At 65.0% G+C, this 13,181-nt stretch carries 15 protein-coding genes; 7 read left to right on the top strand and 8 right to left on the bottom strand.

The window, feature by feature from the left end:
• Positions 1-140: 140 nt before the first annotated feature.
• Positions 141-1,340: an amino acid aminotransferase gene (locus tag U4Y91_RS33845; RefSeq protein WP_321808710.1), complete on the bottom strand. Its 1,200-nt coding sequence runs from the start codon at positions 1,338-1,340 to the stop codon at positions 141-143.
• Positions 1,341-1,590: 250 nt separating this feature from the next.
• Between U4Y91_RS33845 and uvrB the strand changes: the two genes are divergently transcribed.
• From uvrB to U4Y91_RS33820, 5 genes are all read left to right on the top strand, one after another.
• On the top strand, positions 1,591-3,681 hold the full coding sequence (gene uvrB, locus U4Y91_RS33840; RefSeq protein WP_321808709.1) for an excinuclease ABC subunit UvrB: 2,091 nt from the start codon (positions 1,591-1,593) through the stop codon (positions 3,679-3,681).
• 219 nt (positions 3,682-3,900) lie between these two features.
• On the top strand, positions 3,901-4,452 hold the full coding sequence (locus U4Y91_RS33835) for an iron transporter (RefSeq protein WP_044848991.1): 552 nt from the start codon (positions 3,901-3,903) through the stop codon (positions 4,450-4,452).
• Between the two features lie 55 nt (positions 4,453-4,507).
• A complete protein-coding gene (locus U4Y91_RS33830) occupies positions 4,508-4,840 on the top strand; it encodes a cupredoxin domain-containing protein (RefSeq protein WP_011885496.1) in 333 nt (110 codons plus the stop codon).
• A gap of 58 nt (positions 4,841-4,898) precedes the next feature.
• Positions 4,899-5,741 carry an FTR1 family iron permease gene (locus tag U4Y91_RS33825; RefSeq protein ID WP_321808708.1) on the top strand — a complete coding sequence of 281 codons (843 nt, stop codon included), beginning with the start codon at positions 4,899-4,901 and terminating at the stop codon, positions 5,739-5,741.
• Positions 5,738-7,135 carry a 4Fe-4S binding protein gene (locus U4Y91_RS33820; protein ID WP_321808707.1) on the top strand — a complete coding sequence of 466 codons (1,398 nt, stop codon included), beginning with the start codon at positions 5,738-5,740 and terminating at the stop codon, positions 7,133-7,135. The genes U4Y91_RS33825 and U4Y91_RS33820 overlap by 4 nt, the downstream gene beginning before the upstream one ends.
• Positions 7,136-7,460: 325 nt before the next feature.
• Here U4Y91_RS33820 and hemP read toward each other — a convergent pair whose 3' ends face one another.
• The 3 genes from hemP to U4Y91_RS33805 all read right to left on the bottom strand — a co-directional run bounded on the left by hemP (position 7,461) and on the right by U4Y91_RS33805 (position 9,299).
• The gene (gene hemP, locus U4Y91_RS33815) at positions 7,461-7,706 is read right to left on the bottom strand and encodes a hemin uptake protein HemP (protein ID WP_321808706.1); all 246 of its coding nucleotides are present in this window, start codon (positions 7,704-7,706) and stop codon (positions 7,461-7,463) included.
• A gap of 138 nt (positions 7,707-7,844) precedes the next feature.
• On the bottom strand, positions 7,845-8,327 hold the full coding sequence (locus tag U4Y91_RS33810) for an SRPBCC family protein (protein ID WP_321808705.1): 483 nt from the start codon (positions 8,325-8,327) through the stop codon (positions 7,845-7,847).
• 99 nt (positions 8,328-8,426) lie between these two features.
• The gene (locus tag U4Y91_RS33805) at positions 8,427-9,299 is read right to left on the bottom strand and encodes a pirin family protein (protein ID WP_321808704.1); all 873 of its coding nucleotides are present in this window, start codon (positions 9,297-9,299) and stop codon (positions 8,427-8,429) included.
• Positions 9,300-9,421: 122 nt separating this feature from the next.
• On the opposite strand from U4Y91_RS33805, the gene U4Y91_RS33800 reads away from it, so the two are divergent.
• Both U4Y91_RS33800 and U4Y91_RS33795 read left to right on the top strand, forming a co-directional pair.
• Positions 9,422-10,399, top strand: coding sequence for a LysR family transcriptional regulator (locus U4Y91_RS33800; protein WP_124489788.1), 978 nt, complete (start codon positions 9,422-9,424; stop codon positions 10,397-10,399).
• A 191-nt stretch (positions 10,400-10,590) separates the two neighbouring features.
• Positions 10,591-10,782 (top strand): hypothetical protein, encoded by a 192-nt coding sequence (locus tag U4Y91_RS33795; protein WP_321808703.1) that lies wholly within the window; start codon positions 10,591-10,593, stop codon positions 10,780-10,782.
• 15 nt (positions 10,783-10,797) lie between these two features.
• Here U4Y91_RS33795 and U4Y91_RS33790 read toward each other — a convergent pair whose 3' ends face one another.
• From U4Y91_RS33790 to U4Y91_RS33775, 4 genes are all read right to left on the bottom strand, one after another.
• Complete coding sequence (locus U4Y91_RS33790) at positions 10,798-11,226, bottom strand: biopolymer transporter ExbD (RefSeq protein WP_321808702.1); 429 nt, start codon at positions 11,224-11,226, stop codon at positions 10,798-10,800.
• A 13-nt stretch (positions 11,227-11,239) separates the two neighbouring features.
• Positions 11,240-11,971 (bottom strand): MotA/TolQ/ExbB proton channel family protein, encoded by a 732-nt coding sequence (locus U4Y91_RS33785; protein ID WP_044848999.1) that lies wholly within the window; start codon positions 11,969-11,971, stop codon positions 11,240-11,242.
• A 34-nt stretch (positions 11,972-12,005) separates the two neighbouring features.
• Positions 12,006-12,734: an energy transducer TonB gene (locus U4Y91_RS33780; RefSeq protein WP_321808701.1), complete on the bottom strand. Its 729-nt coding sequence runs from the start codon at positions 12,732-12,734 to the stop codon at positions 12,006-12,008.
• 207 nt (positions 12,735-12,941) lie between these two features.
• A complete protein-coding gene (locus tag U4Y91_RS33775; RefSeq protein ID WP_011885486.1) occupies positions 12,942-13,178 on the bottom strand; it encodes a bacterioferritin-associated ferredoxin in 237 nt (78 codons plus the stop codon).
• Between the last annotated feature and the right edge of the window lie 3 nt (positions 13,179-13,181).

The following is a 13,181-nucleotide window of genomic DNA, read 5'->3' as shown; positions in this document are numbered from 1 at the left end:
GGGCCCGGCACGGGCGGCCGCGCTGCGCGCCGCTTGTGCTGCAGCGAGCATTCGCTGACAGTAGGACGGCATAAAAAAACGCGCTCCGGGGAGCGCGTTTTTTGTTTCGGCAGAGCGGGCTGCCGCCCGCTGGTGCCGGCTTACTTCAGGACCGCTGCGACTGCGGTGGCGACCGCGTCGAGATTGCGCGTGTTCAGTGCAGCAACGCAGATCCGGCCCGTGCCGACTGCGTAGATGCCGAACTCCTCGCGCAGGCGATCGACTTGCGCCGAGGTCAGGCCCGAATACGAGAACATCCCGCGCTGCGCGTTGATGAAGCTGAAGTCGCGATCGACGCCGCTCGCCTTCAGGCGCTCGACGAGACCGTTGCGCATCGCGCGGATGCGGTCGCGCATTTCGCCGAGTTCCTGCACCCACGAAGCGTGCAGTTCCGGCGACGCGAGCACGGCCGCGACGACGGCGCCGCCATGGGTCGGCGGGTTCGAGTAGTTCGTGCGGATCACGCGCTTCAGTTGCGACAGCACGCGCGTCGCTTCTTCCTTGCTCGACGTGATGATCGACAGCGCGCCGACGCGCTCGCCGTACAGCGAGAACGACTTCGAGAACGACGACGACACGAACGCGTTCAGGTCGGCCGCGGCAAACAGACGCACCGCGGCGGCATCGGCCTCGATGTTCTCGCCGAAGCCCTGGTAGGCCATATCGAGGAACGGCACGAGGTTGCGTGCCTTGACGACGTCGACCACCTGCTGCCATTGCGCTTCGGTCAGGTCCACGCCGGTCGGGTTGTGGCAGCACGCGTGCAGCACGACGATCGTGCCTGCCGCATAGCCGTTCAGCGCCGCCAGCATGCCTTCGAAGTTCACGCCGTTGGTGGCGGCGTCGTAGTACGGGTAGGCGACGACTTCGAAACCGGCCGCTTCGAACAGGGCGCGGTGGTTTTCCCAGCTCGGGTCGCTGATCGCGACCTTCGCGCTCGGGTTCACGGTGCGCAGGAAATCGGCGCCGATCTTCAGTGCGCCCGTGCCGCCCAGTGCCTGCGCCGTGACCACACGGCCCGCGGCGATCAGCGGCGAATCGTTGCCGAGCAGCAGCTTCTGCACCGCTGCGTCGTACGCGGCGATCCCGTCGATCGGCAGGTAGCCGCGCGGCAGGCCGGCGTCGACACGCGCCTTTTCCGCTTCGCGAACGGCGCGCAGCAGCGGAATCTTGCCTTCTTCGTTCGTGTACACACCGACGCCGAGGTTGACCTTGGTCGGACGCGCATCGGCGTTGAAGGCTTCGTTCAGGCCCAGGATCGGGTCGCGGGGAGCAAGCTGGACAGCGGAGAAGAGCGACATGATGATTCGGCAGTAGTGAAAAGAGGGTCAGGCTTTCAGCCGGCGGGGCGGGCGCAGCGGACCGCGCGCCAACGGGCACGGCGCCGGAAAGCGCAGCAGCCTGACATTGTAGCGAATTCACGCTGCCGGAGGCGGCGATTGCGCGCCGAATTGCGATTTCGGACGGTTGCCTCGCGTCAGGAGCCGTCAGCGGTTCGCAACGCCGCGAAGCGCTAGAATAGTTTTTTTGCCCTCGCTCCGGCCGCACTCCATGTCCGAACATCACGCCGAAGTCGGCGACGCGCTCGACGAATCGAAATTCGTGACCTTCGAAGGGTCGCCGTTCCAGTTGTACCAGCCATACCCGCCTGCAGGCGACCAGCCGACCGCGATCGAAACGCTCGTCGAAGGTGTCGGCGACGGCCTCGCATTCCAGACGCTGCTCGGCGTGACGGGTTCGGGCAAGACCTTCACGATGGCCAACACGATCGCGCGGCTCGGCCGCCCGGCAATCGTGTTCGCGCCGAACAAGACGCTCGCGGCGCAGCTCTACTCGGAGTTCCGCGAGTTCTTCCCGCGCAACGCGGTCGAGTACTTCGTGTCGTACTACGACTATTACCAGCCGGAAGCGTACGTGCCGCAGCGCGACCTGTTCATCGAGAAGGATTCGTCGATCAACGAGCACATCGAGCAGATGCGGCTGTCGGCGACGAAGAGCCTGATGGAGCGCCGCGACGTGGTGATCGTCGCGACGGTGTCGGCGATCTACGGTATCGGCAACCCGTCCGAATACCACCAGATGATCCTGACGCTGCGCACCGGCGACAAGCTCGGCCAGCGCGACGTGATCGCGCGGCTGATCGCGATGCAGTACTCGCGCAACGAACAGGACTTCCAGCGCGGCACGTTCCGCGTGCGCGGCGACACGATCGACATCTTCCCGGCCGAGCACGCGGAGCTGGCCGTGCGCGTCGAGCTGTTCGACGACGAGGTCGAGACGCTGCAGCTGTTCGACCCGCTGACCGGGCGCGTGCGGCAGAAGATCCCGCGCTTCACCGTGTATCCGTCGTCGCACTACGTGACGCCGCGCGACACAGTGATGCGGGCGGTCGAGACGATCAAGGACGAATTGCGCGAGCGCCTCGAGTTCTTCCACAGCGACGGCAAGCTCGTCGAGGCGCAGCGCCTCGAGCAGCGCACGCGTTTCGACCTCGAGATGCTGCAGGAGCTCGGCTTCTGCAAGGGCATCGAGAACTACTCGCGGCATTTCTCGGGCGCCGCGCCCGGCGAGCCGCCGCCGACGCTCGTCGACTACCTGCCGCCCGATGCGCTGATGCTGCTCGACGAATCGCACGTGCTGATCGGCCAGCTGAACGGCATGTACAACGGCGACCGCGCGCGCAAGGAAAATCTCGTCAACTACGGCTTCCGGCTGCCGTCGGCGCTGGACAACCGGCCGCTCAAGTTCCCGGAGTTCGAACGCAAGATGCGCCAGGTGGTGTTCGTGTCGGCGACGCCCGCCGACTACGAGAAGCGCGTGACGGGGCAGGTCGCCGAGCAGGTGGTGCGGCCGACCGGGCTCGTCGATCCGGAAATCGAAGTGCGCCCGGCAAGCTCGCAGGTCGACGACGTGCTGACCGAGATCAACGCGCGCGTGAATGCCGGCGAGCGCGTGCTGATCACCGTGCTCACGAAGCGGATGGCCGAGCAACTCACCGAGTTCCTGGCCGACCACGGCGTCAAGGTGCGCTACCTGCACAGCGACATCGACACGGTGGAGCGGGTCGAGATCATCCGCGACCTGCGGCTCGGCACGTTCGACGTGCTGGTCGGGATCAACCTGCTGCGCGAGGGCCTCGACATTCCGGAAGTGTCGCTGGTCGCGATTCTCGATGCGGACAAGGAAGGCTTCCTGCGCGCCGAACGCTCGCTGATCCAGACGATCGGCCGCGCGGCGCGCAACGTGAACGGCAAGGCGATCCTGTATGCCGACAACATGACCGAGTCGATGAAGCGCGCGATCGGCGAGACCGAGCGGCGCCGCGCGAAGCAGATCGCGCACAACGAGAAGATGGGCATCACGCCGCGCGGCGTCGTGAAGCGCATCAAGGACATCATCGACGGCGTCTACAACGCCGACGACGCGCGCGCCGAGCTGAAGGAAGCGCAGCAACGCGCGAAGTTCGAGGACATGTCGGAAAAGCAGATCTCGAAAGAGATCAAGCGTCTCGAAAAGCAGATGGCCGACTACGCGAAGAACCTCGAGTTCGAAAAGGCCGCGGCGACGCGCGACCAGCTTGCGCTGCTGCGTGAACGCGTGTTCGGCGCGAACGTGGGCGACCACGTCAACGGCGGCCGATAAATCGTTCCAAACGTCACTGAAACCTTCCGGTAACACCGTTGTAAGCCTTGTCGGATCAGGGGTTTACGCGGTGTCTCGTTTGTTCCGGAGCCGGTTCGGTGCTAAACTTCGCAAGTATTGAGAATAGTTCGCATTAACGTTATTCGTAGCGTTAGTGTTTCCAGCGCGCGGACCTGACCGGAGGCGCGCAAGTCACCAGACAAATAACAAGGAGTGTCCATGTTGGGTTCTTCGTTCATCCGCACGTCGGTTGCGGTAGCGGCGGCGCTTGCCGCGATGTCGGCAACGGCAGCCGAATATCCGATCGGCAAGCAGCAGATCCAGGGCGGCATGGAAATCGGCGCGGTGTACCTGCAGCCGATCACGATGGATCCGGAAGGGATGATGCGCAAGGCGTCGGATTCCGACATCCACCTCGAGGCGGACATCCACGCGGTCAAGAACAACCCGACGGGTTTCGCGGAAGGCGACTGGATGCCGTACCTGCAGGTCACGTACAAGCTGACGAAGCAGGGCGACACGAAGTGGAAGGCTGAAGGCGACCTGATGGGCATGGTTGCAAGCGACGGCCCGCACTATGGCGACAACGTAAAGCTCGCTGGTCCCGGCAAGTATCACCTGACGATGACCGTCAAGCCGCCGATGCAATCGGGCCACATGGCGTTCGGCCGTCACGTCGACAAGGAAACGGGCGTGGGCGCGTGGTTCAAGCCCATCACCCTCGAATACGACTTCCCGTTCGCCGGCATCGGCAAGAAGGGCGGGTACTGATCGGTGGCATCACGGACGGCGCGCTTCGGCGCGCCGTCGGCGTAGAGAACCCAGAATGAAATTTCCCCAGAAAATCGCCGCCGCAGCCGCCGCGCTGTGGCTCGCCGGCGCGGCGCATGCCGCCGATCTGCCGACGTTCAAGCTCGAGATGACGGACGGCAAGCTGAATCCCGCCCGTATCGAAGTGCCGGCCGGGCAGCGCTTCAAGATCGAGATCCGGAACACCGGCAAGGGCGCCGCCGAATTCGAGAGCGTGCAGTTGCGCAAGGAAAAGGTGCTTGCGCCGGGCGCCGATTCGTTCGTGGTCGTCGCCCCGCTGTCGCCGGGCGAATACAAGTTTTTCGACGATTTCCACCAGCAGGCACAGGGCGTGATCGTCGCGAAGTAATGCGTTTTATCTGCGTGCGGGCGTACGCGTGCCTTGCCCCGCACGTCAGGAGGATTCAATGGGTCAGATCTTGTTCATCGTCTGGCGGGAGAGCGTCGAAGCGCTGCTCGTCGTCGGCATCCTCTATGCATGGCTGAAGAACGGCGACGACGACGCGCGCCGCGGCCTGCCCTTTCTTTGGACGGGCGTGGCAGTCGGCCTGCTGATGGCCGTCGGTCTCGGCGCTGCGCTCGTCGGCTTTACCGAAGTGCTGTCCGGCGACGCGCAGGACTATTTCCAGACCGCGATGGTGCTGATCGCGTGCGTGCTGATCGTGCAGATGGTGCTGTGGATGCGCCGGCACGGCCGCACGCTGAAGCGCGACATGGAGCAGTCGCTGCAGCAGAGCACGCGCGATTCCAACTGGTGGGGCGTCGCCGTGCTGGTCGCGCTCGCGATCGCACGCGAAGGCAGCGAGACGGTGATCTTCCTGTACGGCCTTGGTTTCGGCCAGTCGGGGCACGTGGACGGCGGCCAGATGCTCGCGGTCGTGATCGGTCTCGGTCTCGCGTTCCTGACGTTCTATCTGCTGCAACTCGGCGGCAAGTACTTCTCGTGGCGGCATTTCTTCCGCGTGACCGAAATCATGCTGCTGTTCCTCGGCGCGGGCCTGTTCCAGACCGGCGTCGACAAGCTGATCGACAAGGAAATCCTGCCGCTCGGCATTTCGCAGGTGTGGGACACGTCGGGGATCCTCGATGATTCCGGCACGTTCGGTTCGCTCGTCGCGACGCTGACCGGCTATCGTGCGCATCCGGCGCTGACCAACCTGATCGCCTATGCGGTGTACTGGGCGGTGGTCTGGCTGCTGATGAAGCGCGCGAGCCGCCGTCCGGTCGTTCCTGCAGGTCGCGCGGCATGAGTGTCGTCGCCGCAGCCAAGCCGGGCTGGCTCGCGCAGGCCGGCCAGTGGATGCAGCGCCACGGCGCGGCGATCCGCGGCATCCAGTGGGTCGTCGTCGGCGTCTACGCATTCCTGATCATCGTGCCGGCGGTGTTGCCGCTGCCGGACGATTCCGCGCACCTGTGGAACAATCTCACGCTGATCGCGCAGTTCGTGTTCTGGGGCATCTGGTGGCCGTTCGTGCTGCTGTCGATGGTGATGCTCGGCCGCGTCTGGTGCGGCGTGCTGTGCCCGGAAGGCGCGCTGACCGAATATGCGAGCAAGTTCGGCCGCGGCGGCGCGATTCCGCGCTGGATGCGGTGGGGCGGCTGGCCGTTCGTCGCGTTCGGGCTCACGACGATCTACGGGCAGATGGTGAGCGTGTACCAGTACCCGCTCGCGGTGCTGTTCGTGCTCGGCGGCTCGACCGTCGGCGCGATCGTGATCGGCGTGCTGTACGGCCGCGAGAAGCGCGTATGGTGCAAGTATCTGTGCCCGGTCAATGGTGTGTTCGGGCTGCTCGCGCGGCTCGCGCCGATGCGCTACAAGGTCGACGAGGATGCGTGGCGCCGCTCGTACAAGAACGGCGAGCACGGGCATCGCGTGATTCCGATCAATTGCGCGCCGCTCGTGCCGTTGCGCAACATGAAGGGCGCCGCCGCCTGCCATATGTGCGGCCGCTGCAGCGGGCACCGCGACGCGATTGCGCTGTCGTGGCGCTCGCCGTCCGACGAGGTCGTGAACCTCGGCGCGCAGCAGGCGAGCCCGTGGGACACGGCGCTGATCCTGTACGGCCTGCTCGGCGTCGCGATCGGTGCGTTCCACTGGACCGTGAGCCCGTGGTTCGTGCAGATCAAGCAATGGCTCGCGGGCTGGCTGATCGATCACGACATCACGTGGCCGCTCGAGACCAATGCACCGTGGTTCCTGCTCACGCACTATCCGGATCGCAACGACGTGTTCTCGTGGCTCGACGGCGGGCTGATCGTCAGCTACATCGTCGGCACGGGGCTCGTGTACGGCACCGCGCTGCTCGTGCTGCTGGCTGGCGCGACGCTGATGCTCGGACGCTTCGATCGCACGCGTCTCCATCATCTCGCGCAGGCGCTGATCCCGATCGCAGGAGCCGGCGTGTTCCTCGGGCTGTCGGCGACGACGCTGTCGCTGCTGCGGGCCGAGCACGTGCCGCTCGGCTGGGCGACCGACGTGCGCATCGCGATTCTGGTCGGCGCGAATGCGTGGAGCGCCTGGCTCGCATGGAAAGTGACGGGGCGCTATGCGGCATGGCCGCGCCGGCTGGCTGCATTCGCGTGGTTCGCGGCAGGCCTGGCCGTGGTCGACAGCGCATGGTGGCTGATGTTCTGGGGTTTCTGATGCGGGATTGAAGGCCTTGCGGCCGAGTTCCTGGGCAACCGGAGAGGGTGGTCCCGCTGTCGGGCTCCGGAACGCGTCGAAGCCGCAGCGCCGACAACCGCGATGCTTTTTCCTTTGCATCCGGACGCCCAAACAAAAAAGCGACACGTCCTTCGACGTGTCGCTTTTTTTTCTTCCTTGTGCGAGAACCAAAAAAAGTGGCTTGGCTTGCTGCAACGGCTGCTTGAGTGTGTTTGCACGAAGGGGTCTAGATCTCGCGTGCAAGCCGTTACGCTGGCTACTGCCCAACACCTCTCAGGGAGGTGGTCCCCACAATACTCTGTCGTTACTTCGTCAGGATCAGTTTGCCGAGCCGCGTGGCACGCAATTGATACGTCTCTCCGTTATGCGCGATGCTGATGTGGCTGTGGCCTTGCAGCAGCGCATCGCTGCTGAGGGTCCGGGTGCCGGCATCGCGGCTGGCGGCGGGTTTCGCCGGCGTCGTGACCGCTGCCGTCTTCTGACGGTTGGCGCTTGCGGTGCCGGTCGGGCGGCGCAAGCTCAGCGTGGTCGGGCGCGTGGTGTCGGTCATTCGGTTGATCGGTGACTGTCGATACGATGGAATGAATTCTAAATGATAACTATTCCCATTTACAAAAACTCTTTATCGATCGATACGACGAATTCGATAGTCTGAGTCAAATGGGCGGCCCGCAGGCCGCCGCCGACGTCAGTGGAGCGGGTCGGGGTCCTGGCGCCCCTGAGCGTATTCGCGAATCAGGCGCACCGTGTCGATGTCCGACGTGCGATACGCTTCCTTGACGATGCCGTGCGTCTGGCGCGCTTCCTCGCTGTCGTCCGTGACGGTCAGCGTCGTGCGGTATTCGAAGCGCAGGAACAGTTCGTGATCGTCGCGCTCCTCGATCGTCATCGTCAGCGAGCCGCCGATTTCGCCGCCGGCCGCATGGATGTCGTAGCGCACTTGCTGGTTCGGGGTGAACGTCACGCGGTCGCGCACGGTCGCATGCCCGTAGTGCAGTTCGCGTTCGAGCGTCGTGTCCGTCCGTTCGTGGACGACGCAGCTGTCGAGGCCGATCACGAACAGCTGCGGCTGTTCGGCGCGCAGCACGAGGCCTTCCCAGAGCTGGTCGCGGGTCAGGGACGGCACGGCCGGATCGTCGGAGTTGATCTGGATCAGATGTTCGAAGTTCACGAGGGCGGGTTCCTTCTGGTGGCGGGCAGCCACATGGTTCAAGAAGTCATTGTGACGCAAAACGAGCGGTTTCGCGGCACCTGCGCCCCCGATCGGACGTCACGCTTCGATGCGACCCATGCGGCCGGTCTGGTAGTCGACGACGGCCTGCCGGATCTCTTCCTCGGTATTCATCACGAACGGGCCATAGCGGACGATCGGCTCGTTGAGCGGCACGCCGCCGATCAGCAGCAGGTCGAGCGGCGTATCGTCGGCTTCGAACGTTACCGCATCGCCATCGTCACCGTAGACGACCATGTGCCGTGCGTCGACGGGCTGCCTGTCGGGCCCGTAGCGGCCCGCTCCGTCGAGCGGGTAGGCGAACACGCGATACCCTGCCGGCACCGGCTGCGTGACCGTTGCGCCCGGTTGCAGCGTGAAATGCTGGTAGAGGATCGGCGTGCGCGTCTCGATTGCCGCACGCACACCGAACGCTTCGCCGGCGATCACGCGGACCTGCGCGCGGCCGTCCGGCGACGTCGCGCTCGGGATGCGGCCGGCCGAAATCTCCTGGTAGCGCGGTGCGATCAGCTTGTCGCGGCGCGGCAGGTTGACCCACAGCTGGAAGCCGTGCGAGCGTCCGCCTGCCTGCGCGAACTCGGGATCCGGCATTTCGCTGTGCACGACGCCCGCGCCGGCCGTCATCCACTGCACGTCGCCGGGCCCGAGCGTGCCGGCATGGCCGGCCGAGTCGCGATGGCGAAAGCGCCCGTCGAGCACGTAGGTGACGGTCTCGAAGCCGCGATGCGGATGGTCGGGCGCGCCCTTGGCTTCGCCAGGGGCATAGTCGACGGGGCCCATTTCATCGAGCAGCAGGAACGGATCGAAATCCATCAGCAGCCGGGTCGGGAACGGGCGGTGAACCACGAAGCCGCCGCCTTCGGTCGTGCGAAGCGCGGGGTACGTGCGGTCAAGCGAGCGAGCGGTCGTCATGCAAAAGCCCTCGATATCATCGGAATAGCGTCATTTTTGAAACATAGCGCTATTATATTGGGCGTTTTACCGGCCGATTTGCGGCGGTTCGCAATGGATTGTTCTGAAATTGGAACGATGACATGAACATCGATGCACACAACCTGAACGACCTCATGTACTTTTCGCAGGTCGTCGAACACGGCGGTTTCTCGGCGGCGGAACGCGTGCTGGGTATCTCGAAATCGCGCCTGTCGCGGCGCCTGACCGAACTCGAGGCGGCGCTCGGCGTGCGCCTGCTGCAGCGCTCGACGCGCAAGCTCGCGCTGACCGAGGCGGGGGAGCTGTTCTACCAGCATTGCCAGGCGATGCTCGCCGAAGCCCAGGCCGCGATGAACGCCGTGCAGCAGCTGCGCGCGTCGCCGCGCGGCTCGGTGCGCGTGAGCGTCCCCGTCACGCTGTCGCAGACGATGCTGTCGCGTATCCTCCCCGAATTCCTGCACCGCTATCCCGAGGTGAAGGTGCACATCCGTGTCACGAATCGCGTGATCGACCTGTTCGAGGATTCGATCGACGTCGCGTTGCGCGTGCGCTCGGAGCCACCGCAGAACGCGAACATTGTCGTGCGGCCGCTGTGGCGGACCGAGCAGATGCTGGTCGGCGCGCCGAGCCTGCTGAACCAGAATGCGCCGCCGCTCGTGCCGGACGATCTGGCGCATTTCGAGACGCTCGATACGCCGAGCGTCGATGGGCGGCACGTGTTCAGCCTGATCGCACCGGACGGCACGCGTCATTTGCACGAGCACGATCCGCGGCTCGTGACGGCCGACCTGATGACGATCCGCGAGGCCGTGCTCGACGGCCTCGGCATCGCGGCGCTGCCCGAGATGATGTACGGCAATGCGTTGCGCGCGGGGCAGTTGTCGCCGGTGATGCCGGGCTGGACGCTGCCGGTGCCGCAACTCTACGCGGTGTTCGTGTCGCGGCAGGGGATGCCGCCCGCGGTGCGCGCGTTCGTCGACTATCTGGTCGAGAAGCTCGACCACGGCGAATACAAGCAGCCGGGCTGCCCCGAGCGCGCGAAGAAGGATGCGGCGGCGGCCGATGCTTCGGCCACCTGAATGCAAGATGCGCTTCGTGGCAAATTTGTTTTGTCATTGAAGCGCCGCCTGCAATCGCAAGTTTCAATCGCCGGGACCTTGAATGCATCCGCGGGCAGGCCTATATTGAAATCCCATTTCGCGAAGGAAGTTCTGAGCGGAATCAGGTGGCCGCATATATTGCGAGCCAGATAGGGCAGAACGCGCAGTCCGTGAAGACCACGGTAGCCGCATTTGCGTTGCTCGAGGCGCAACCGATACCGCCGAAGAGCCCGCCGCCCGAAGGCGCCCGCGTGCGCATGAAAAAAGGCCTTCATCTGGCGATGAAGGCCTTTTACTTTGTGCGTGGCCGGCGAGGTGCGGCCGGCAAAATGCTGCCGGCCAAGCGACCGACCGTCGCGTAGCGAAATGCGTGTGCGTTACTTCGCCTTCGCAGTCGGCTCCGTCACGAAGCCGAGCTTCGTCAGGCCGCCGGCCTGCGCATCGGACATCACTTCGGCCACACGTTCATAGGCAACCTTGCGATCGGCACGCAGGTGCAACTCCGGTTGCGGCTGATGCTGTGCCGCTTCCGCGATGTGCGCCTGCAGTTGCTCGCGCGTGACCGTCTGTTCGTTCCACAGAATCGTACCGTTGCCCTGGATCGCGACGTCGACCGTCTGCGGCTTTTCGTCGACGGGCTGGCTGCTCGCGTGCGGCAGGTCGATCTTTACCGCATGCTGCATCGCCGGGATCGTCACGAGGAAAATGATCAGGAGTACGAGCATGACGTCGACGAGCGGCGTCATGTTGATCTCGCTCATCACGCCATCTTCGTCGTCATCGCTGAAGCCGGTGTTCATTGCCATGGTTCACCCCGTCTCAGCTGGCGCGCGAAGCAAGGCGCAGGCCGTCGCGGGGCGACGACGATGCGAGGCGCGCACCCGTCACGAAGTACGCGTGCAGACCGTGCGCGAAGCGGCGCAGCTTGCTGACGACACCCTTGTTCGCGCGGGTCAGTGCGTTGTAGCCGAGCACCGCGGGAATCGCGACGAACAGGCCGAAGGCCGTCATGATCAGCGATTCGCCGACCGGGCCCGCGACCTGGTCGATCGACGTCTGGCCGGTTGCGCCGATCGCCAGCAGCGCGTGGTAGATGCCCCAGACCGTGCCGAACAGGCCGACGAACGGCGCCGTGCTGCCGATCGACGCGAGAATCGCGAGACCGGCCTGCATGCGCGAGATGCCTTCGTCCATCGTGTCCTTCAGGCAGCGCGTGACCCAGTCCGACACGTCCATGCGGTCGTGCAGGTGCGGTTGCGTCTGATGGTGGTGATCGGCGGCTTCCTTGCCCGACAGCGCGAGCGCGAGGAACGGGTTGTCGCTCGGCGTCGATGCGGCAAGGCCGAGCTTCTTGATGCCGTCGTCGAAATCGTCCGAATGCCAGAACGCCTGCTCGGCATTCTTCGTGAGACGGTTCAGGCGAACCACGTTCCAGCCCTTGACGATGATCACGATCCACGACAGGACCGACATCACGAGCAGCGTGATCGCGATGGCGCGCGTGACGAAATCACCTTGCGCCCAGACGTGCGCGATACCGTAGCTTTGCATTTTTGTTTCCTTTGAATCTTCCGAATGAGGCGGGTTAATCGTCGAGCGTGAAGTTGAAGGGCAGCGTATGGGCGGCGCGAATCGCTTGCCCGTTCTCGATGTACGGCGGACAGGTGCTGGCGCGCGTCGCATCGAGCGCGGCTTCGTCGAGACGCGGGTAGCCGCTGCTCTTCTGCAACTGGACGCTTTCGATCTTGCCCGTCACGCCGATGATGAAGTGAACATAAGCCGTGCCCGTTTCGCCGCGGCGGCGCGACATCGACGGATAGGTGGGCTTCACGAAATTGCAGCTGAGTGCCGATACGTTCTTCGGCGCGCTGACCTGCATCGTCTCGCGAGCCGGGCCGGGTGCGGCGGCCGGCGCAGCAGGAGCAGGTGCGGCGGGAGCGGGTGTCGGATCGGCAGCCGCCGGCGCGGGCGTCGGCGAGGGGGATTGCGCGACCGGCTGAGGCGTCGGCTTGACCGCCTTCTGCACGGGCTTCGGCTCGACCTTGGGCTTCTCGCGCGGCACGGGCTTCGGCGGCGCGGGCTGCGCGGCCGATTGGACCGCGACCGGTTGAGCGGCTGGCGCAGGCGGGATGAGTTGCGCGGTGATCGACTGGACCTCGATCTCTTTCGGCGGCGGCGCGTTGCGATGGAGCCAGGCGGCCGCCAGCATGATCGCGTGTGCGGCAAGCACACCGACCGCGACGGTGATGACCCGGGGGTTCATACGTGGGGCAGCCGGCAGGGCGCCGGCAGGAGCGGATTGCGAAGCCTGCATGTTAGCTTGAAAGAACGACGTCGCACCCGGGGCGCGGCGGGTGAATCGGTATTACTTGCGGAAGATCAGCAGCGAGATGCACACGGTGGTCACAAATCCGATCAGCAATTCCATGACAGGCTCCTTGGCAGGTAAGCCGCTGGCTCGCGCGGAAGGTGGCTTGCTGACGGTCGGACATCAAATGCGGCCGCAGCCGCGCGCGTACGCTCAGGCGGCCTTGCGGTCGTAGAACGTGACCGGGATCGGGTGAGCGTGGTGCTCGACGCCGCACCGGCTCGCGCAGACGCCTTGCTCGGCCATGAGGTCGCGGACGGACTCCTCGCACTTGCCGCAGCACGTGGCCACGCCGAGCTCGAACTGGAGTTCATCGAAGGAACTCACGCCCTCGGCGAGGGACGCGCGAATCTTGCGATCGGAAACAGACTTGCACACGCAGACGATCATGAT

Source organism: Burkholderia sp. BCC1993 (assembly GCF_905339865.1).
GTDB lineage: Bacteria > Pseudomonadota > Gammaproteobacteria > Burkholderiales > Burkholderiaceae > Burkholderia.
This window is presented reverse-complemented; position numbering and strand designations above follow the sequence as displayed.

Excerpts from the sequence above, each read along its gene's own strand:
- U4Y91_RS33845 (WP_321808710.1), bottom strand. The coding sequence starts at position 1,340 with ATGTCGCTCTTCTCCGCTGTCCAGCTTGCTCCCCGCGACCCGATCCTG.
- uvrB (WP_321808709.1), top strand. The coding sequence starts at position 1,591 with ATGTCCGAACATCACGCCGAAGTCGGCGACGCGCTCGACGAATCGAAA.
- U4Y91_RS33835 (WP_044848991.1), top strand. The coding sequence starts at position 3,901 with ATGTTGGGTTCTTCGTTCATCCGCACGTCGGTTGCGGTAGCGGCGGCG.
- U4Y91_RS33830 (WP_011885496.1), top strand. The coding sequence starts at position 4,508 with ATGAAATTTCCCCAGAAAATCGCCGCCGCAGCCGCCGCGCTGTGGCTC.
- U4Y91_RS33825 (WP_321808708.1), top strand. The coding sequence starts at position 4,899 with ATGGGTCAGATCTTGTTCATCGTCTGGCGGGAGAGCGTCGAAGCGCTG.
- U4Y91_RS33820 (WP_321808707.1), top strand. The coding sequence starts at position 5,738 with ATGAGTGTCGTCGCCGCAGCCAAGCCGGGCTGGCTCGCGCAGGCCGGC.
- hemP (WP_321808706.1), bottom strand. The coding sequence starts at position 7,706 with ATGACCGACACCACGCGCCCGACCACGCTGAGCTTGCGCCGCCCGACC.
- U4Y91_RS33805 (WP_321808704.1), bottom strand. The coding sequence starts at position 9,299 with ATGACGACCGCTCGCTCGCTTGACCGCACGTACCCCGCGCTTCGCACG.
- U4Y91_RS33800 (WP_124489788.1), top strand. The coding sequence starts at position 9,422 with ATGAACATCGATGCACACAACCTGAACGACCTCATGTACTTTTCGCAG.
- U4Y91_RS33790 (WP_321808702.1), bottom strand. The coding sequence starts at position 11,226 with ATGGCAATGAACACCGGCTTCAGCGATGACGACGAAGATGGCGTGATG.
- U4Y91_RS33785 (WP_044848999.1), bottom strand. The coding sequence starts at position 11,971 with ATGCAAAGCTACGGTATCGCGCACGTCTGGGCGCAAGGTGATTTCGTC.
- U4Y91_RS33780 (WP_321808701.1), bottom strand. The coding sequence starts at position 12,734 with ATGCAGGCTTCGCAATCCGCTCCTGCCGGCGCCCTGCCGGCTGCCCCA.
- U4Y91_RS33775 (WP_011885486.1), bottom strand. The coding sequence starts at position 13,178 with ATGATCGTCTGCGTGTGCAAGTCTGTTTCCGATCGCAAGATTCGCGCG.